An 18,283-nucleotide genomic window follows, 5' to 3' on the forward strand; every position below is an offset into this window, starting at 1 on the left:
ACTATCATAACACTAAGAGAAGCGGCCTGACAATTCAAGAGCGGGGCTTTAGTCACCGGGGTTTTATGTGGTTGAGGCAGAGGCCGGGGCGGGTTCATTTATGAAGGCCGGCTGCAGCTGGAGCTGTCTTTCGTTCAGTTCTTTTACACGCTTATTGGTGGAGCCGATGATGTGGACGAGCTGGACGATTGTATCTTCCTGTTGTTTTAACCGCTGATCCATCTCATCACAGTTTCTGCAGGTCATCTCATCACCTCCCTGTTGCTTTAGTTATACTACAGGAAGAGGAAGCATGCACATCTGTAAAATAGAGGTTTCAACAGGAATAGGTGGTCGAAAGTGGAGATTTGCTCTGTGGAAAATGCGGGTTTTAAGAGGGAACGGTTCTCCTTTTTTGTTTTCTGGAATTTTTACAAAAAGAAAAGCACCCCTGTCGAAACAGGAATGCTTTTCCTCATTCATTATTCAATTCATTACGTTTCAATTAAACCGTAGCGGCCGTCACGTCGTTTGTATACGATATTTGTTTCATCAGTGTTCGCATTTGTAAAGACGAAGAAGTTGTGGCCGAGCATATCCATTTGAAGGGCCGCTTCTTCACTATCCATCGGTTTCAGGTCAAAGCGCTTCGTTTTCACGATTTCCACATCGAATTCGTCATCCGACTGCATCTGCTCCTGATTGGCTTCGCGCTCTAATTCAGCAAATACGTATTTCGGTGCACCCTCCTGACGGAATCGGCGGTTTACCTTCGTTTTATGCTTACGGATCTGTCTTTCTAATTTATCAACCACAAGGTCGATGGCAGCGTATAAATCTGTATTATGCTCCTCCGCTCGGAGTAGTAGATTTTTCATCGGGATTGTGACCTCGATAGTCTGCTCATCATTATAGACACTTAAATTTACGTGCACCTCTGAGGACGGGGGAGTGTCAAAGTAGCGTTCAAGCTTGCTCACCTTTTTCTCCACATAATCTTTAATAGAATCCGTCACTTCAAGGTTCTCACCACGAATGTTGTACTGTAGCATTAGAAGTGTCCTCCTTTCATCCTTATGTGATATATATTCTATCATACCCATGGCCTTTCCTGCATAAACTTTCTTAAAATTGTGTCATTTTTATGTCGGTATTTGCTGGAATTTGTCCCATGACGAAGAAAACGTGGATGAAACAGGGATGGATTTTGTCTAAATGATAGAGGAACCGCTGTTTCCGTCCTAACTCTACAATAAGAAAAGATAAAAAAAGTCAGCCTGATTCAGGCTGACTTTCACTTTTACAAAACCGTGTTTTCCAAGGACGAACATCCAATCCTCCTCATAAAGACCTCAAAGCGTGGTCTCGGTCACCGCTATTTCAAGCGATTACCAGGTGAGGTAACAAGGAGAGTTCCGTGGTGCCTGCGGGAAAAGCACAAGCCGAAGATCCGCCGGGGCAGGCGTTCTTCCTGTCCAAGTTAGCTGTGGGTGTGCCGCGGCAGGCATCCACCGATAAACGGAACGTGATCGTAATTCTTTCGTGTGGAAAACACAATTCCCATTCACTTTTATTCATAAAGAGCTTCCAACTCCTGTTCCACACTCTCTTCAACAGCGGCTTTACCGCCGAAGATGTTGAAACGGAACATCTCCTGCTCTTTCACATAAGTTTTGATCTCTTCGTTCAGCTCATCCTTCGGTGTCAGAAGAAGCGGCTGGTCGACATCGTTCACAGAGCCTGCAAGAGCATCAGCAAAATGGGATCCTGTCGCAAAGCTCGCTTTCACTCCTCCGACGTTGAAGTGTTCCACTACTGCAAGCGACGTCAGGTAACGATTCTTGCCTGAAATCCGCTCTGCTTCCGGCATCTCAGCGAGTACATCCGAGCTGATGACACCTGTTCCTCCGACAGCGATGCTTTCACCATAGTTTTTCAGGCTTTGCTCTGTCGCTTCCGGAAGTTCATCCTGTTCGGTTAACAGAATCGGCATCCCTTTTCCAGCCGCGATCGGGGCGATAGAAAGCGCGTCCGGGAAATTGCGTCCGTAGGCGACGACCGCTTGATCACTTTCAGGGAGACGGTCCGCAATCGCTGCAGCGGTTTCATAGCGGTTTTTTCCGGAAATGCGGTCGACTTCCATTCCGAGATCATTTTCCAGATACGTTTCTACATCAGCGGAAACAGCGCCTGTTCCGCCAAGAATCGTCACTTTTTCGGTATCAAAGGTGTTCATCACTTGTTCAGTGATCTCAGGAAGCTTGTCCTCCCGCGTCAAAAGGATCGGTGCATCGAGGTGCTCTGCTAATGGAGCACCTGCCAGTGCGTCTGGGAAATCCTCTCCGGTTGCCAGCACAACATTTTCAGATGGGTGACGGTCCGCATCTCCCATTCTTGCTATATTGGCCGCTGTCCAGTAACGGTCGACTCCCCAGATTCTTTCTGCCGATGCGTCCAACAGTTCTGCTCCTGTACCCAGATAGTAGGTGCTGCCATCCGCAAGGTTTGCCTCATCCCACACTTTCATATAATAGACGCCCGGATCTAAAAGATGGGACTCTATGTAACCATATTCATTTCCATTCATGCTGTAAGGTGGCAAAACCTCTCCCTGTTCACTCAGGAGTCTGCCTTGAAACTTCATATCTGTCTTTTCCTCTATATATTCGAATAGATGAAAGGTAAATCTCACCGTTGTATCTCCATTCACTTCTACACGGTAAAAATCCACATCCTCGTCCGAAAATTCGCCGGAAATGTAGGAGCCCAACGGAACTTGTGTGGCATCTTCCCGTCCATCGTTTGGTTCCTCTTCCTCATATGTATTCTGTGCTTCAACTTTTTCTACCTCGATGGGTTCCGCTGCTTCGACGGTTGATGCTTGAAACAGTCCTGCCGCTGCCAGAGCGGTGGCTGCCAGTCCTAACCATTGCTTCATATAACCTCTCCCCTTTTTTTATGTATGGTTCCCCCATGGGATTATATAGGAGATTAGTAGCGAAATCTACCTTCTGACCAAAACAAAAGAAGCACCAGGATCCTGATACTTCTTTACTAGTGGACGATATGATAGGTTGGAAAAGGAAGAGGCATCCCTTTTTCTACTTTTTATGATCCAGATACATGCCGTCATAGGTCGATACGCTTTGGTACGGATTGATATAGCGCTGTTTGCTGGATTTCTGCTTCTTATTATTCCGCATCTGGTTCTTCAAATCCATAAGCAGAAACTCCATTTTCTGATTGATTACCAAGTCCCGCTTCTTCACTTCCTGCACGATCGCTTTTTCTTCATCGGTAGAAGGCTGCGGCAGCTTGGATAACAGCGCCTGGCGTTGTTCCAACAGGTCTTCGATCCGTTCCATCCGCTGAGAGCGCGTCATAGAGGATGAGGGCTGGTGGACCATTTCCTCCAGCTCTTTCGTCCGTGTTAAAAATGTCTGCCACACCATCGTTATGCGTTTCCGCCCTGGGCGTACTGAGCTTTTCTCGTCTGCAGGATAACCTGTTTCCACGTATCGCGGAACTCGACAACGAGCCCTTCCACTTCACCGAGGATCTCTGCATCATTCTTCGTATTCGCTTCAATCAGACGACGGTTCATGTAGTCGTACAGCGGAAGCACCTGTGCACTGATGTCAGTATTCTGGTCCATCGTCACCATCAGTTCCTGGATGATGCGCTGGGCTTTTTGGATGTTCGTATTTTTATTTTCCATATCTTTCTGCTCCATCGCTTTTCCCGCTGCCTTGATGAATTTGATACAGCCGTTGTAGAGCATCAGTGTCAGTTCGCCGGGGGAGGCTGTTTCCACTGAGTTGTTTTGATAGGCTTGAATAGACATCGATTCAACACTCCTTTTTCTAACGTTTATCCAAAGTTCTGCATAATAAAAGCGGACTGGGAGTTCATCTGTGAAATGGCCTTCTCCATCGCGGTAAACTCCCTCCAGTAGCGGTCTTCAATTTGATTCAACCGGTCCTGGAAGCTGTCCATTTCATCATCCAAATCCTCAATCTGCCGGCCGAGCAGGAAATTGTTATCCAGCGTCGTCGCTTTTCCTGCCTTTTGCTCGATCGATTTCACGGTGCTGTCGATCGTCGTTTCCAGACGACGGGCAATACCGGGATTCTCTTCTGTACCCGAAAACAGCTGATAGACCGATTCCGGGTCGTTGCGAAGGGCATTCTTCAAATCGTCCTCGTCGACGATGAGCTTACCGCCGTCACGGTAGTTGGAGGAGGATGTGATGCCGATCTGCGACAGCATGGAAAACGCTCCGTCTGTCTGAACAGGGGTGTACCAGTTTTCCCGCATTTTGCTGAGCGCTCCAGAAACAGCGGCATCATTCCGGAGCATCCCGCTCTTCGCCTGCTCTTCCCACAGCTCGATTTCCTTCTCTTCCATATCCTCTTTCTGTTCGGCGGTCAGTGGTGGGTAATCTCGGTTTTTCTTCTCCTGTACCTTCCCGTTCAAATCCTCAATGATCTGATTGTATTTATCGACGAATTTGACAATCTTATCAAACGCATCATCCACATTGTTGGTCACATTGACCTTGACGTTGCCGTCGGTCACTTCGTTGAAGGTGAAGTTCACACCATTCAACGTGTAGTTATTGGTCTTAGAGGAAATTTCCAGTCCGTTGTTATAGGTGAACTTCGCATCCTGTCCGCCTTTTTCATTCAGCTTCCACGAGCCGGAGGAGTTATCCCCATTCTTAATGCCAAGGGTCGTAGACAGAAACGGGGCACTTCCATCAAAACCAATTTCCGCCCCGAGAAATTCACGATCATCCTGATTGAAGTTACCGGTTACGGTTCGTTCAAGCATCACTTTATCCGCACTTTTATCATAAAACGCACGGACACCGAGATCAGACTTGCTGATTTCAGAGAGAACGTCATTCAGTGACTTATCTCCGGTCACTTCGAACGCCTTCGTATTTTTTGAGCCGTCTTCATTATACGTCGTTATCGAAAATGTCCCGCCAAGCGTCAGGCCATTGTTGAAGCTGTTCTGCTGGCTGCTTAACGAAGCGTTCGGATCCAAAGACGAACCATCTTTTGTAATCTTTTCTTCACTGTAGTTGTAGGCAGCCGTCGCCAGCTGTTCGACGCTCAGCGTATAATCGCCGTTTCCAGCGGAGGAATTGGCTGTTGCAGAAACGGCTGAGCTGGAAGAGGTTGCTGTTTTGGAATTGAATGTTGACTGCAGCTTCATATTAAAGGCCATATCATCAAGTTCCTTCAACTGCTTGTTCACATCACGGTACGAATCCCGCTGCCATGTGAGCCATTCCTTATCCTGCTCCATTTTGTTTAACGGCTGCTTCTCCGCAGTCATCAGATCCTTGACGATACCGTCTATATCCATCCCGGAAGCCAGGCCTCCGATCCGCATATCACTCATGATTTCACCTTCTTATATTTTATGGCCGGCCATAATGCCGATCGATTCCGCAATCTTCCCTGAGCTTACCGTGGAACTGGTAGGGCAGGGAGGTTTGTAACGATTGGAAACTAACATTCAAGCTGTCCGTCAGCTTTTCTTTTTATATCGGAGCATTATGAGGATGTTGAAGTGGAAATGAAAAAGAGACTCCAGCAATACTGAAGTCTCTTGAAATATGAATATTAACGTAGAAGCTGCAAAACTCCCTGTGGCTGTTGGTTTGCCTGTGCAAGCATAGCCTGAGAAGCTTGAGCAAGAATAGAGTTCTTTGTTTGGTTCATCATTTCCTTCGCCATCGTGCGAACATTTACTTTCATAAATGACCAGACTATCTCTTCACCCTTTTTTATCAAAAGGGGTCGGGCACTTCGGATTCACAATGCTGATGATACATTGTTTCACCTATGGATTTCATCATCCTGGCATTTGCTTTAGATGGTTTATCCTAGTCGTTGAACCTTCTCCACTCTTTCGAGACAGGAGCTTGGCTGCTGATTGCCCAATCTTTCCTTTTGTTAACCTTCACGCTTATCGTTTCCAATTACGTTGTGGTAAGAAAAGTTCTCAGGGGTTTCCAGCAATTCACCCGATTATGATCACTGACCGTTACCAGTCAGGACGACTGTGCTTGTCACTGCTTAAGCAGCTATAGCATAATCTACGTCACGGATACGAGATTCCGCAGCAGTTAAGTTTTCACTTGAAGTATCTATATTATTAATGGCATAGTCTAAACGGTTTTGATATGAACCTAAGTTAGACCTTTCAGCGGATACTGTTTTAATTGCAGTGTCTATCGTAGAAATCGCCCCAGTAGCATTGGCAGCTGTTGAACTAATATCAATTGCGCCATCACCTTCAGTATCTCCAGCAGCTATACTAAGACCTGTTCCACCAGTCATATTACCAACAGTTAATGTAATTTGTTGACTTGCATTTGCACCTACCTGAAATGCAAATGTGCCATCTGTGTTAGGTCCACCTGCTCCAGTTAATAAATCTTGACCATTGAATTGTGTATCCTTAGCAATACGATTAATATCCTTTGCTAATTGATCCGCTTCACCTTGGATAGCAGTTCTGTCCTCAGTAGTATTAGTGTCATTTGAAGCCTGAACAGCTAATTCACGCATGCGTTGAAGCATAGAATGTGTTTCATTTAATGCACCCTCGGCTGTTTGGATTAATGAAATTCCATCTTGTGCATTACGAGAACCTTGCTCTAAACCTCTAATCTGTCCGCGCATCTTTTCAGAGATGGATAAACCAGCAGCATCGTCTCCCGCTTTGTTAATACGAAGACCAGAAGAAAGCTTTTCCATTGAAGATTGCTGCGCATTGTTCGCAGAACCCAGCTGACGATAAGTATTCAAAGCCGCGATATTGTGATTAATTCTCATGTTACAAATTCCTCCTTGAAATGGTTGACTTCACGTCCTTGTGAAATCCATTAGAATACATACAAAAAGCCGGCCGACTTATGTAATGCTTTTACATTACTTATATCGACCGACTTTGCCTACTGTTAACGTTTCTTTTCACTTTTTCAGCAGATCCAGTAAATTTTTTGAAAGCGTAGAGGCTTCCTTATTCTCCTCTTCAATGCTGACATACACTTCCTTGCGGTGGATATCGATATGACGGGGCGCCTCGATGCCGAGCTTCACCTGTCCGCCTTCAATGGAAACGACTTTAATTTCGATGTCATCGCCGATTTTGATCGATTCCCCGGACTTCCGGTTAAGGACGAGCATCAGCTTCACCGCCTTTATCCTCTGTCAAAAGAAGCTGCCGTCTTTGGTAGCGATCTTCTTTCAGAATGACCTGCTTCGCCTTTTTGTTATGGACGTTCACAACAATCGGGGCTTTCAAGTTGATTGTTGAGGCTTTGAAAGGCTCTTTTAATGTGAGCACGCTGTAGACGGCTGCATCATCCGGACCATTCAAGCCCAGCTCTTCAACAACCGCGTCTTCGATATGGAACTCATAATCCGCAAAGAACAGGTACGGATTGGTGACGATGAGCGCCACCTCGGCTTTGTCCAAGGACTGCAGCGCATAGTATACACCAGCTTCATCCACAGGCAGCAGCACATATGTATGATCATCTTCAAATCCCGGCAGCCCGTGCTTGAAGGTGAGGAGATCCTTTTCCTCTACAGCAAGTTCACCGAAATGCTTTGTATTGATATTCATATCCATTCTCCTTTTACACTTTCCAGTCGACCTGTACGTCCGGATACTGTTCTAACTGAAATCTCACCTTTCCAGGCTGATACGTATGCTGTGGTTTCTGCCGCTGTGCCTGGATCTCCGGCTTCTGCGGCTCTACGTCTATGTCTACAGGCGCGGCCTCATACGAGACATCAACAAGGTCATATGCAGGCAGTCCTCCCGGCGCAAACGTAAAGTCCAGCTTGGCATTTTCCGCCCCATGAGAAGCAATCGGGTTTCCGCCATCTTCGATTTTCATCAGCTCATCGCCTTCACGCGCCATCCGGGCGATGCCTTCCAACAGCAACTGCCGGCCATCAGCGGCAAGCTCATCACTCCGCTTCGCCACGCTTTTCAAATCAATATTGTTCCACGCCTTCGTCTGGTCGATCGTCAGTTTTCCAGGACGCTGCCGGATATGCATTTCCGCCGCCGGCTGCTGGATGGACAAATCGGCTTTCGGCTGACGGATCGTCTGCCGGGGGGCTTCCACCTGATGACCGAGCCGTGCCTGAGTCGTCTGCACCTGGAGCTTTGGTATGTTCATAAGGAAGCTCTCCTTTTCATAAAAAAGCAGGCTGTCCCTTCACAGGGAGCAGCCTACCTTAGAAAGTCCATCAGCGTCGGCTGGATAATGCGCGACCCGGCACCGAGGGCGGCCCTGTGGATCGTTTCCTGTGTTTTTAAATCCATGATGACTTTTTCAATGTCGGCATCTTCATTATCGGAAACAAGCTTGGAGGCTGATACCTCCTGAGTGGCCAGGCGGTCCTCGATCAGCTCGATCCGGTTCATCCGCGCGCCGAGGTCGGCCCGCTCATTGACGATATTGTTGATATGACCATCGAATTTACCGAGAAATTCTTCAAGGTCTGTTCCACTTTCCAAAGCATTGGCGAAGCTTTCAAGATCGTTGAATAAATCTTCATTGAACACATTTCCGGCGTTCACGTTCGTCTGAATCCGGACACCGTCCGACACTTCAATCATGACCGGACTTGCGCTTTGATTGATCGTAAAAACCGCATTGTCCATATTGACCGGTGCGGCTGTCGTATTGGTCCCGTTAAAGATGTACTTACCGTTCACCTTCGTGTTGGCAATGCTTCCGACATGCTCCTTCAACTGACGGATTTCTTTTGCAATGTTGGCAAGCTGTTCTCCTTCATACGTGCCGTTACTTGCCTGAACCGTCAGCTCTCGCACACGCTGCATCGCCTGTGTGGCTTCATTCATCGAAGAATCACTGCTGTCCATCCAGTTATGCACTTCACTGATGTTCCGCTTATACTGCTCGACGCCGGAAAGCTGGGAGCGGTAATTCATGCCCTTCATCGCAGTAACAGGGTCCTGGGAGGCGCGGGTGATCTTCTTCCCGGTCGCCAGCTGATCCTGATAGGTGCCCATATTTTCATAGCTGCTGCTTAAATTACGAAGCATATTGCCCGCTGACATCGATTGAGTTACGCGCATAGGTTATCCTCCCTTCTTAGACGCCCATCCGGTTAATGATGGTATCGAGCATTTCATCAATGACCGTTATGTTACGGGCGGCCGCATTATAGGCGTGCTGATATTTGATCATATTGGCCATTTCCTCATCGAGGGAGACAGAGCTGACCGACTGCCGCTGCTCCTCTACAGAAGCCTTCAGGGTGCCGGCATTCTTCGACATCCGCTCCGCTTCCTGCGTTTCCACGGCCATCGTTCCAATGATGGATTCATAAAAATGGGAGAGGGACGCTTCCTCACCGAAAAGAGCGTTGCTATCGTTCTTCACTTCAGCAAGATTCCGGGCGTTTTCCCCGTTCCCTGCCTCATTCGTCACGGCTGCTGCAATGCTGTCACCGTCTGCTTTGATTTCATCTGTTAGATCAAGCGTACCTGCAATGCCTTCCACGACGCCGTCATCGTCTGCCTGTGACATATCGATATCGAAAAACTTCGGGACAGCCGTTCCGTTATTGATGCTGTTCAAGGACTCCCCGTTTTGATGAACCGTATTGAATGCATCCGCAAAGCCTGTGGCCATCCGGTCTAAATCTGATAGCATGCTTTCGTAGCTGCCCTTTTTCTCTCCGGCTTCCACAAACCCACCCGATTCGATTAAGCCTTTCAATTTCCCGGGTGAAGAAAATTCCTCAATCGTGTAAGAGCTCCCCCCTACCGTTATTCCTGCAGCGAGAGCACTGCCTGCCTCATAGGTGACCTCCAGTTTATTCACACCGCCACCGATGGTCCCGTCTACAAGTGTGGCCGGCGGAGACAAGGCTTTCCCGTCCTGATTGACTAAGGAAATCGTCGCTCTTCCCATAGCCAGGGGACTCGCGGAGGGGGATGTATCTTCATAGCTCACTTGGACGGTGACGTGCTCGGAAAGCTGGTCGATCAAGCGGTCACGCTCATCATATAAATCATTCGGGACCATCCCGTGAGGCTCGACCTCACTGATCTGCTCATTGATGTTATGAACCTGATTGGCGATGGAATGGATCGACTTTTCTGTAACGCCCACTTCCCTTTGAACATCCTTCTGCATCGTTTGGATCGTGTTGGAAAGATAGTTGAACGTATCCGCCACCGCCTGGCCGCGCTGCCGGACGACAGAACGGGCGCCGGAATCCTCCGGGTTGACGGACAAATCCTGCAGGGCTCCCCAGAAACGATCCATCGTGCTGGACAAGCCGTCTTCAGAAGGCTCGTTCATGACACTTTCCAGACGCGCAAGGGCGTCCGACCGCGAATCATAATAGCCCGCTTTACCAGCTTCCCCGCGGTACTGTTGATCAAGAAAACCGACACGTACACGCTCAATGGAAGCCGCCTGCACACCGCTTCCCATCTGACCGGGAATTTCCGGACGGTTTCTTGAGGCGGCAGGGTAAGGACCGGTCTGCTCGAAATTGACGCGCTGCCTCGTATATCCTTCGGTGTTGGCGTTGGCGATATTATGGGAGGTTGTATATAAGGCCGCCTGCTGGGTAAACAAGCCGCGTTTAGCTGTTTCAAGCCCGTGAAACGTAGATGTCATAAGTGCTGCTCCTCTGTTTAAGCTTTTGAATCAAACAGGGAGCGCTTCGGAGCTTCCTGCCTTTGATTTCCGTAATTCATCGACTGGATGGACGGCTCCAGTGTATTCAGAGACAGATGGATAAACTGCATCGACTGTTGGATGAGCTCAGCATTCAAAGCCTCCTGCTGCTTCAAGTCGGATAGAACGAAGATGAGCGCTTCATACACCCGCTGCAGCTCCTCTTTTTCCTCTCCCGAAAGAAGCTCGAGCATGGCTGAAACGGTCTGTTCCTGTCCGGTATATCCCTGCTCTTCAAACCACTCAGCCGCCGCTTCCGCCCGCTGCTTTTCGATCTGCTTCACCGCCTGGACATGCTTCCGCTCCTTCTGCAGCAGCTTCTGCATCTCTTCGATGCCGTTGTGCTTCAAAGCCTCTGTTTTTGCCTGTGATACCGTAAGCAGGCTCTTATGCAGCTGAGTCAGTTTGTTCATTAAAATTGTCATCGTATCGATTGTCATGGTGATGCTCCTTTATTCCTTGTTTGAAAAGAAATCGATCATCTTTTTCGCTGATGTTCCGGCATCCACCTGATAATTCCCTGTATTTACATCATGCTTGATTTGTTCGACAAGCTTTTGACGCATTGGAGACACCGAATCATTCTCCTGCATCTGCTTCGCCTGCGGGGAGATTTCCAGCTTATCCTTCGCCTGATGGGTCCTGGCTTCCGTCTGCTGATTCAGCTGCTTTTGATAGGGGTTCATCTGGGTATGATGCGGTCGATTGATTTTCATTAGGTACACCTCACTTACATGTCCGTTATCTTATAGTTTGTATATCGGAAAAGGAACCGTTCCATCCATCATTCAAATGAATCATATTCAGATGAGTAATAAGTCTTAGCCTTTGGTTTCTCCTGTTCTTTGATCCGATCAGCAAACTGCTGATTTCGTTCAAGCTGCTTTAGGTTCTGACCAAATTCCTCTGTGCAGGACCCGCAGATCCGCCCTTCCTGAATAGGTGCTCCACACTTCTCACAGCCGTAATCCAATGAAGGGAACTGTGAAGGATGCAGCCTTTTCTGTTTGACGAATGCACGGATCTGCTTTTCCGGAACGCCGGTTTTCGCCTCCATTTCATTCACGGAAGCCGTACGGTTGGATTTTTTCCGTAAAAAACCATACACCGTCTGAAAGTCCTGCTCTTCTTTTTTTACACATGTCTGGCAGATGGCCGCCGTCCCTTTCATGAATACCGCATGACATCGCGGGCAGTTCGCTAATTCTCCCATGTCGATGGTCCTCCTTGTACGCTCTTTCTTATTATATCGGCTGGAAAATAAGAACCAAAAGTCTTATAGACAGATTCATCGAAAAATTGTAAATGACCGCACCCGGGGGCATCCGTTTTCTTTCAACAGCGAAGCCATGTGCCGGACCGTCCTTCCTGTCGTATAAATATCGTCAACGATGATGACCGGCTGATTTGTCGGTTTGATCAGGGAAAATGGATTCTCCGCCTCCATCCTCGCCCTCCTCGTCCGCTTGGACTGCTTTTCCCCGTGGATGCGTTCAAACAGATGAGCCGGGTCTTTTCCGACCATCCTGATCAAGGCTTCGGATTGATTAAAGCCGCGCTCCTTTCCGCGCTCCAGGCTCAAAGGAACACAGACAGCCAGATAATCCTCCAGGTTCAACAGCTTCCATTTCTCTTTCATGGCCGCTTCAAGCGCTTCAACAGCAGCGTAATCGCCGCGGTATTTCCATTTCGCGACGAAGTCTTTGGCAAAAGCATTGTACGTCAATACGGAATGGTTTTGATCAAGGACACCGGGGAGCATCTCTTCCCAGCGGGTGCAGTCACCGCAGCGCCCTTTCCCCGGCCTTGAGCACATCGGACAGCATTCATCAGAAATCCGTTCAAATCCTTCCTCACACGTCACGCAGATTTTCTTTTCGATGCCGGGCAGCAGGAAGTTTGTCCAGTTCACTTCCGGTACGATAGGGGAAAAGCAGAGATAACAGTTCACAGCTTCTGCCCCAGTTTGTTCATCTTTTTCACAGCTTCCACCGCATCCAGCATCTCATCCGTTTTGCCAATGTGGTAAAAACGCACATCACCGTCCGGATCGTCAGCGCTTCTCCCCGCGCGCCCGGCAATCTGCACAAGAGCGGCTTCATCAAAAACGACATGACCGGCATCAATAACGTAGACATCAACCGAGGGAAACGTAACACCGCGCTCTAAAATCGTCGTTGTCACGAGGATTCGGTACTCTTTATTGCGGAAGCTCTGGATTTTTTCTGCCCGGTGATCGTCTTCGGCATGGACCGACTTCACCTCATACCCTGCTTCTTTTAAAAAAGAAGCGATCTCTTCGGCCTTTTTGATGGAAGGAAGAAAAAGAAGCAGCTGCCTGGCTGTTGTCTGCTGGGCCGCGATGGTTCTCAAGAGATGGGCCGGGAGCTGCCCTTTGTTTAAAGAGCGGTGCAGCATGGGAGTCAGCTTTAATGCAGGAACAGGGAGAGGATGGCCGTGGAAGCGCCTCGGAATAAATGTGACGGGGAGCGATTTTTGACGGAGCCGCCGCTTCTGTTCTTTTCTCGGTGTCGCGGTTAAATAAATGATGGCGGCATCAGGCTTTGCGGCCCTTTTGGCTGCAAAATGAAGCGTGGGATCGTTGTGAAAAGGAAAGGCATCCACCTCATCGATGATGAGCACATCAAACGCATGCGCATATCGGAACAGCTGATGGGTAGTGGCAATGACAAAAGGGGCCCGCCCGTTTTTGTCGGGACTATCACCGTACAAAGCCGCTGTATCGACCTCAGGAAAAGCCTTCTGCAACCTGGGCTGCAGCTCCCGGACAACATCGGTTCTTGGTGTGGCGAGGCAGATTCGTTTACCGGTTTCCAGTGCTTTTGTAATCGCAGGAAAAAGGACTTCCGTTTTCCCTGCCCCGCAGACCGCCCACACAAGATGCTCTCCGGAGCCTTTTTGAACCTGTGCGGTAAGATCATCGGCCGCCCGCTGCTGGCCGGGAGTCAGCGTCCCCTTCCATGCGCACGGATCCTCATATACAGGCCATTGGACGTTTGCGCTTCCTATATACAATGGCTCACATTCCAATACACGTCCCATTTGGATGCAGTTCCGGCAGTACACACAGGTCTTCCCACAGGTTTGATGGGGAAGCTCAGCAAAAAGGTGGGCCTGCGTGTTCCCGCAGCGGCGGCAGCAGGTTTGAAACAGGTGCTGTTCCATGCTTTCTGTTTTCGTTATGATTCTTTCTGACAACAACATCTGGAGGTCTTTTTCACTGTAGGGGATTTCGTGCTGGAGGAGAAGTTTCCCGGCGAGATCAAGATGGGAATGAGGAACAGGGTTGGAGGGGATCCAGGAAAAATTCTGAGGTTTCTTTCGTTGAAAATACGAGAGCACAGCGTCACCTTCCCTTAGAATAATAGAGCCTGCCTGAGTCTCACAGACAGGCTCATATTCTCAGGACTGACGATACCAGCCAAGGCCGATCGCACCCTCACCAAGATGGGTGCCGATGACAGGGCCAAAGTAGCTCAAGGTCACTTCGACATTGGAGTGCCGGGCTTCGATTTCCTTTTTCAATTCTGCGGCCTCAGCCGGACGGTTGGCGTGAATCAAGGTTGCTTGGTATTCGCCGCCCTCTTCCACCGATTCGGCAAGCAGGGAGAGGATTCGTTTCAGCGCTTTTTTACGTGTGCGGATTTTTTCGAAGGGAACGATTTTCGTATCCACAAAGTGCAGCACCGGCTTCACCTGCAGCAGGCTGCCGACGAATGCCTGCGCTCCATTCAAACGGCCGCCCCGCTGCAGGTGGGACAAATCGTCCACCATGAAGTAGGCGTGCATCGTCTCCTTCATTTTCTTCAGACGGGACAAAATTTCTTCAGGACCCGCTCCGCGCTCTGCCATATCTGAAGCTTCCAGTGCATAAAAGCCCTGCATGTGGCAGCTGATTTCTGAATCAAACACATGGACATCAATATCATCGACCATGTCACCGGCGGTCATCATCGCCTGGCAGGTGCCGGATATTCCGCTTGACAAGTGAATGGAAATGACAGCGTCATAGTCCTGGGCGAGCTCCTCGAGCTTCTGTGTCATGATGCCGATTGAGGGCTGGGAGGTTTTTGGAAGCTTCCCGTCCTCCTTGACCATGTCATAAAAATCATCAGCGTTTATATCAATCTCTTCTTGATAGGATTCTTCCCCGAAGATGACGTTCAAGGGGACCATATGTATATGATGGGCTTGTCTTACTTGTTTCGGAAGGTAAGCCGTACTGTCCGTTATGATTGCTGTTTTCATCCGACCCAGCTCCTTATAAAAAAATTCCTCTATGATTATATGTACGATATCTTTCTTTTTTCTCCTCCCCTATTTTACATGAAGGCCGTTTCCATTGCACCAACAAACTGTAGAGGCGTCCAATGTCAGAGGCTGCCATTCCACCTTTGGGACTACGTTGATAAAGTGATAGAAGTTATTTTTGTTTCCCGTCACAAACAACATTAGATAGACAGCTGTCAGCCTGGATAGGAGCATTTCTTTTAATTATTGCGGTTTTCTTTCACTTTACAAAGCAGGGAAGGCAGGGGAATGGCGAGACTCCTGCGGTATAAACATGTTAGGTGAGATCCCGGAAGGCGAAGCCTGAGGAAGCTCACCACATGACCGCGGAAAGCGAGTGATTCCCCAGCCTCCCTACTCCAATTTTTGCAAAGGAAACCATCCATTCAACCAAAGAAAAAAGCTGTCCGGAGGTTCCGGACAGCTTGAGTAAGGAGCAAATCTGCCGTTAAATGACTTCCACCCAGCCGTTTTTAATGGCCGTGACAACCGCCTGCGTACGGTCATTCACATTCATTTTCTGTAAAATATTGCTGACATGGTTTTTAACGGTCTTTTCACTGATGTATAACGCTTCTGCTACACCGCGGTTGCTGTTACCGTCCGCCAACAGCTGCAGCACTTCGCATTCGCGGCGGGTAAGCAGATGAAGCGGTTTGCGGTATTCGATCGTACGATAGCCGCTGCTTCCCTTGCTTTCTGACAAACGGCGGTATTCCGCTACTAGATTGTGCGTTACCTTCGGATGCAGATAAGAACCTCCCGCGCCGACGACTTTGATGGCATCGATGAGCGCATCGGAGTCCATTTCCTTCAACAGGTACCCCTGTGCCCCTGTTTTCAAGGCGTGGGTGACATAGTTCTCGTCATCGTGAATGGACAGGATGATGACCTTCATTTCAGGATAACGCTTCGTAATTTCTGCTGTCGCTTCTACGCCGTTCATGCTTGGCATGTTGATGTCCATCAGCACAACATCCGGCAGATGTTCCTCGACGATCCGCAGTGCTGCATCCCCGTCATCACCTTCGGCTACAACTTCAAAACTGGATTCGAAGTCGAGGATTCTTTTTACGCCCTCCCTGAACAATTTATGGTCGTCAATCAATACGATTCTGGTCGTCATGGTCATTTCCTCCTGTTTCTCTTACATAGAATGGTTTTTTAGTTCCCCTAACCTATTCTTTGTTCTCTCTCTATCTCTTTTTATGTTTGTTTGTAAATGACACCCTAATCCTGCTTTCTATTATAAACGATTCAAGTCCATTTACATAGTTTTTCGCGAAATTATCAATTTAACGGCAGGTGAATTGTGACTATCGTCCCTTCACCGATGCTGGAATCGATGTTCAGCTCTCCTTCGAGCATCTCGACACGTTCCCGCATCCCCATCAGGCCGAACGATTTTTCCTTCTTATTATTCAAATCGAATCCTTTCCCGTTGTCCTTGACGATGATCATTGCACTGGTGGACATGATCTCCACTTTCACTTTGATTTCTTCCGCTTCTGCGTGCTTCACCGCATTCTGGACGGCTTCCTGCACGAGACGGAACAATGCGACTTCATATTTGGACTCCAGCCTTCCCTCTTTGCCGAAAGGGGCGAAAGTGATGGTCAGTCCTTCCGTATAATCCTGGACGGTTGCCAGGTACTTTTTCAATGTAGGAATTAAACCGAGGTCATCAAGGGCCATTGGACGGAGATCATAAATGATCCGCCGTACTTCATAAAGGGCCGACCGGACGAGCGAGCGGACACTTTGTACTTCCTGCATCGCATCCTCGATGCCGCGGGCTCTGTATGTTCTCTCCACAAGGTCGGAGCGGAGCATGACGTTGGCAAGCATCTGTGCCGGACCATCGTGGATTTCCCTGGATAAGCGGCGGCGTTCTTCTTCCTGTGCTTCAATGATCTGAAGACCGAACTGCTGCTTCTCTTTCGCTGTCTCCAAGGCATCACTGACGTGTTTGAAGTCTTCCGTTAAGTAATTTAATACGACGGATATTTTTCCGCCCAGCGCTTCCGCACGTCCGATCGTTTCCTCAAGCTGACGGAGTCTGCGCTCAAGGTCGTCCCTCCGGCAGCGCAGCTGTTTCTCTTTTTCTCTTTTCATCGAGAGTTCCATCTGCAGGGCGTGGGTTTTTTCATAGACTTCGCGGATTTCTTCCTCTGAATATTTCTGGAACTGACGGCTCACTTCAGATAAACGCTTGCGCGAGAAACGAACCTTCTGATCCAATTGATCGCCTTCTTCAATATAGGCAGTCACCAGCTTTTTCGTTTCCTGAAGCTCATTGTACAGCTTTTCATATTCCTGACGGGACCCTTCACCAATCTCAAAGATTTCGTCTTTGCTGTTGGTAACGGTATCCACCATCTCATCAATAATATGGTCAAGGGCTATGTCCCCTGTTTTCTGTTCGCTCATCACAAGTCCCTCCATCAATATTCACATAATCATTCGTAAGTCCCATGTCCATTTATGGGGGTTATGTACAACTTTTCATCCATCATCCTACTATTTGTATGGTTTGCCCATTTCAAACCCCCTCGATATAATAAAAGCTTAGGAGGTTTTCAACGATGCTGGAAAGTTATTATACCGTAAAACCTGAGGGTTCTGAAGAAATCACCATACAGAAATCCCGCTTCATCGGCTATGTGAAGCGGTGTGAAACAGAAGAAGAGGCTCAGGCTTTTATTCAGGAAATTAAAAAGAAACACAATGATGCCACCCATAACTGCTCTGCTTACATGATTGGAGAGCACGATCTCATCCAGAAGGCGAATGACGACGGAGAGCCGAGTGGAACGGCCGGTGTACCGATGCTTGAGGTATTGAAAAAACGCGGTTTAAAGGATACGGCCGTAGTTGTCACCCGTTACTTCGGCGGCATTAAACTGGGGGCCGGCGGGCTCATCCGGGCGTATGGATCGACCGCTTCCGAAGCAATCAATACGACCGGTGTCGTCAAACGGCAGCTGATGCAGGAAATCAAGGTGAAAATCGACTATACCCTGCTCGGAAAAGTGGAAAATGAAGTAAGAAATTCGACTTATACACTCGAAACGGTTAATTACCTCGAAAATGTGGAATTAATAATATACGTAGAAAGCGGACTGGAAGAGGAATTCGAATCTTGGATGGTCGATTTGACGAGCGGTCAGGCCGCTATCACAAGAGGCGGAACCTCCTACGTAGAATTTGACGTCACACCGGAGTAAAGGAGTT

The 18,283-nt window shown here is 48.5% G+C and carries 22 protein-coding genes; 1 reads left to right on the forward strand and 21 read right to left on the reverse strand.

Features of this window, described 5'->3' with window-relative positions:
• Positions 1 to 63: 63 nt before the first annotated feature.
• The 21 genes from GLV97_RS00145 to GLV97_RS00245 form a co-directional block, all read right to left on the reverse strand.
• The gene (locus tag GLV97_RS00145) at positions 64 to 246 is read right to left on the reverse strand and encodes a hypothetical protein (protein WP_160838209.1); all 183 of its coding nucleotides are present in this window, start codon (positions 244 to 246) and stop codon (positions 64 to 66) included.
• Positions 247 to 473: 227 nt separating this feature from the next.
• Positions 474 to 1,031 carry a ribosome hibernation-promoting factor, HPF/YfiA family gene (gene hpf / locus GLV97_RS00150; RefSeq protein WP_160838207.1) on the reverse strand — a complete coding sequence of 186 codons (558 nt, stop codon included), beginning with the start codon at positions 1,029 to 1,031 and terminating at the stop codon, positions 474 to 476.
• Positions 1,032 to 1,549: 518 nt separating this feature from the next.
• The gene (locus tag GLV97_RS00155; protein ID WP_160841930.1) at positions 1,550 to 2,917 is read right to left on the reverse strand and encodes a cell wall-binding repeat-containing protein; all 1,368 of its coding nucleotides are present in this window, start codon (positions 2,915 to 2,917) and stop codon (positions 1,550 to 1,552) included.
• Between the two features lie 163 nt (positions 2,918 to 3,080).
• Entirely contained in the window at positions 3,081 to 3,431 is a 351-nt protein-coding gene (locus tag GLV97_RS00160; RefSeq protein WP_160838203.1) for a flagellar protein FliT, read from the reverse strand.
• 2 nt (positions 3,432 to 3,433) lie between these two features.
• Positions 3,434 to 3,823 carry a flagellar export chaperone FliS gene (fliS, locus tag GLV97_RS00165; RefSeq protein ID WP_160838201.1) on the reverse strand — a complete coding sequence of 130 codons (390 nt, stop codon included), beginning with the start codon at positions 3,821 to 3,823 and terminating at the stop codon, positions 3,434 to 3,436.
• A gap of 26 nt (positions 3,824 to 3,849) precedes the next feature.
• Positions 3,850 to 5,391 (reverse strand): flagellar hook-associated protein 2, encoded by a 1,542-nt coding sequence (locus GLV97_RS00170; RefSeq protein ID WP_160888657.1) that lies wholly within the window; start codon positions 5,389 to 5,391, stop codon positions 3,850 to 3,852.
• Positions 5,392 to 5,615: 224 nt separating this feature from the next.
• Positions 5,616 to 5,750 (reverse strand): flagellin, encoded by a 135-nt coding sequence (locus tag GLV97_RS00175; RefSeq protein ID WP_129674476.1) that lies wholly within the window; start codon positions 5,748 to 5,750, stop codon positions 5,616 to 5,618.
• A gap of 321 nt (positions 5,751 to 6,071) precedes the next feature.
• The gene (locus GLV97_RS00180; protein WP_160888658.1) at positions 6,072 to 6,833 is read right to left on the reverse strand and encodes a flagellin; all 762 of its coding nucleotides are present in this window, start codon (positions 6,831 to 6,833) and stop codon (positions 6,072 to 6,074) included.
• 138 nt (positions 6,834 to 6,971) lie between these two features.
• Positions 6,972 to 7,187, reverse strand: a complete 216-nt coding sequence (gene csrA, locus GLV97_RS00185) for a carbon storage regulator CsrA (RefSeq protein WP_160889048.1) — start codon at positions 7,185 to 7,187, stop codon at positions 6,972 to 6,974.
• Entirely contained in the window at positions 7,174 to 7,629 is a 456-nt protein-coding gene (fliW, locus tag GLV97_RS00190) for a flagellar assembly protein FliW (protein WP_160888659.1), read from the reverse strand. Before fliW ends, csrA begins: the two co-directional genes overlap by 14 nt.
• 13 nt (positions 7,630 to 7,642) lie before the next feature.
• Positions 7,643 to 8,194 carry a DUF6470 family protein gene (locus tag GLV97_RS00195; RefSeq protein WP_160888660.1) on the reverse strand — a complete coding sequence of 184 codons (552 nt, stop codon included), beginning with the start codon at positions 8,192 to 8,194 and terminating at the stop codon, positions 7,643 to 7,645.
• Between the two features lie 53 nt (positions 8,195 to 8,247).
• Positions 8,248 to 9,120 carry a flagellar hook-associated protein FlgL gene (gene flgL / locus GLV97_RS00200; protein ID WP_160841925.1) on the reverse strand — a complete coding sequence of 291 codons (873 nt, stop codon included), beginning with the start codon at positions 9,118 to 9,120 and terminating at the stop codon, positions 8,248 to 8,250.
• A 16-nt stretch (positions 9,121 to 9,136) separates the two neighbouring features.
• On the reverse strand, positions 9,137 to 10,678 hold the full coding sequence (flgK, locus tag GLV97_RS00205) for a flagellar hook-associated protein FlgK (RefSeq protein WP_160841924.1): 1,542 nt from the start codon (positions 10,676 to 10,678) through the stop codon (positions 9,137 to 9,139).
• A gap of 17 nt (positions 10,679 to 10,695) precedes the next feature.
• Positions 10,696 to 11,178 (reverse strand): flagellar protein FlgN, encoded by a 483-nt coding sequence (locus GLV97_RS00210; protein WP_160841923.1) that lies wholly within the window; start codon positions 11,176 to 11,178, stop codon positions 10,696 to 10,698.
• A 12-nt stretch (positions 11,179 to 11,190) separates the two neighbouring features.
• Positions 11,191 to 11,454: a flagellar biosynthesis anti-sigma factor FlgM gene (gene flgM, locus GLV97_RS00215; protein WP_160838185.1), complete on the reverse strand. Its 264-nt coding sequence runs from the start codon at positions 11,452 to 11,454 to the stop codon at positions 11,191 to 11,193.
• 68 nt (positions 11,455 to 11,522) lie between these two features.
• On the reverse strand, positions 11,523 to 11,951 hold the full coding sequence (locus tag GLV97_RS00220) for a TIGR03826 family flagellar region protein (protein ID WP_160888661.1): 429 nt from the start codon (positions 11,949 to 11,951) through the stop codon (positions 11,523 to 11,525).
• 75 nt (positions 11,952 to 12,026) lie between these two features.
• Positions 12,027 to 12,689: a ComF family protein gene (locus GLV97_RS00225; RefSeq protein WP_337192758.1), complete on the reverse strand. Its 663-nt coding sequence runs from the start codon at positions 12,687 to 12,689 to the stop codon at positions 12,027 to 12,029.
• Positions 12,686 to 14,101 carry a DEAD/DEAH box helicase gene (locus GLV97_RS00230; protein ID WP_337192757.1) on the reverse strand — a complete coding sequence of 472 codons (1,416 nt, stop codon included), beginning with the start codon at positions 14,099 to 14,101 and terminating at the stop codon, positions 12,686 to 12,688. The genes GLV97_RS00225 and GLV97_RS00230 overlap by 4 nt, the downstream gene beginning before the upstream one ends.
• A 60-nt stretch (positions 14,102 to 14,161) precedes the next feature.
• Positions 14,162 to 15,007 carry a DegV family protein gene (locus GLV97_RS00235; protein ID WP_160838179.1) on the reverse strand — a complete coding sequence of 282 codons (846 nt, stop codon included), beginning with the start codon at positions 15,005 to 15,007 and terminating at the stop codon, positions 14,162 to 14,164.
• A 490-nt stretch (positions 15,008 to 15,497) separates the two neighbouring features.
• Positions 15,498 to 16,175 (reverse strand): response regulator, encoded by a 678-nt coding sequence (locus tag GLV97_RS00240; RefSeq protein WP_160838177.1) that lies wholly within the window; start codon positions 16,173 to 16,175, stop codon positions 15,498 to 15,500.
• A gap of 164 nt (positions 16,176 to 16,339) precedes the next feature.
• On the reverse strand, positions 16,340 to 17,479 hold the full coding sequence (locus GLV97_RS00245; RefSeq protein WP_160838175.1) for a sensor histidine kinase: 1,140 nt from the start codon (positions 17,477 to 17,479) through the stop codon (positions 16,340 to 16,342).
• 155 nt (positions 17,480 to 17,634) lie between these two features.
• Here GLV97_RS00245 and GLV97_RS00250 point away from each other — a divergent pair, with 155 nt between their 5' ends.
• A complete protein-coding gene (locus GLV97_RS00250) occupies positions 17,635 to 18,276 on the forward strand; it encodes a YigZ family protein (protein WP_160888662.1) in 642 nt (213 codons plus the stop codon).
• Positions 18,277 to 18,283: the final 7 nt, after the last annotated feature.

This window comes from Halobacillus litoralis, from assembly GCF_009856355.1.
Lineage (GTDB): Bacteria > Bacillota > Bacilli > Bacillales > Halobacillaceae > Halobacillus > Halobacillus litoralis_B.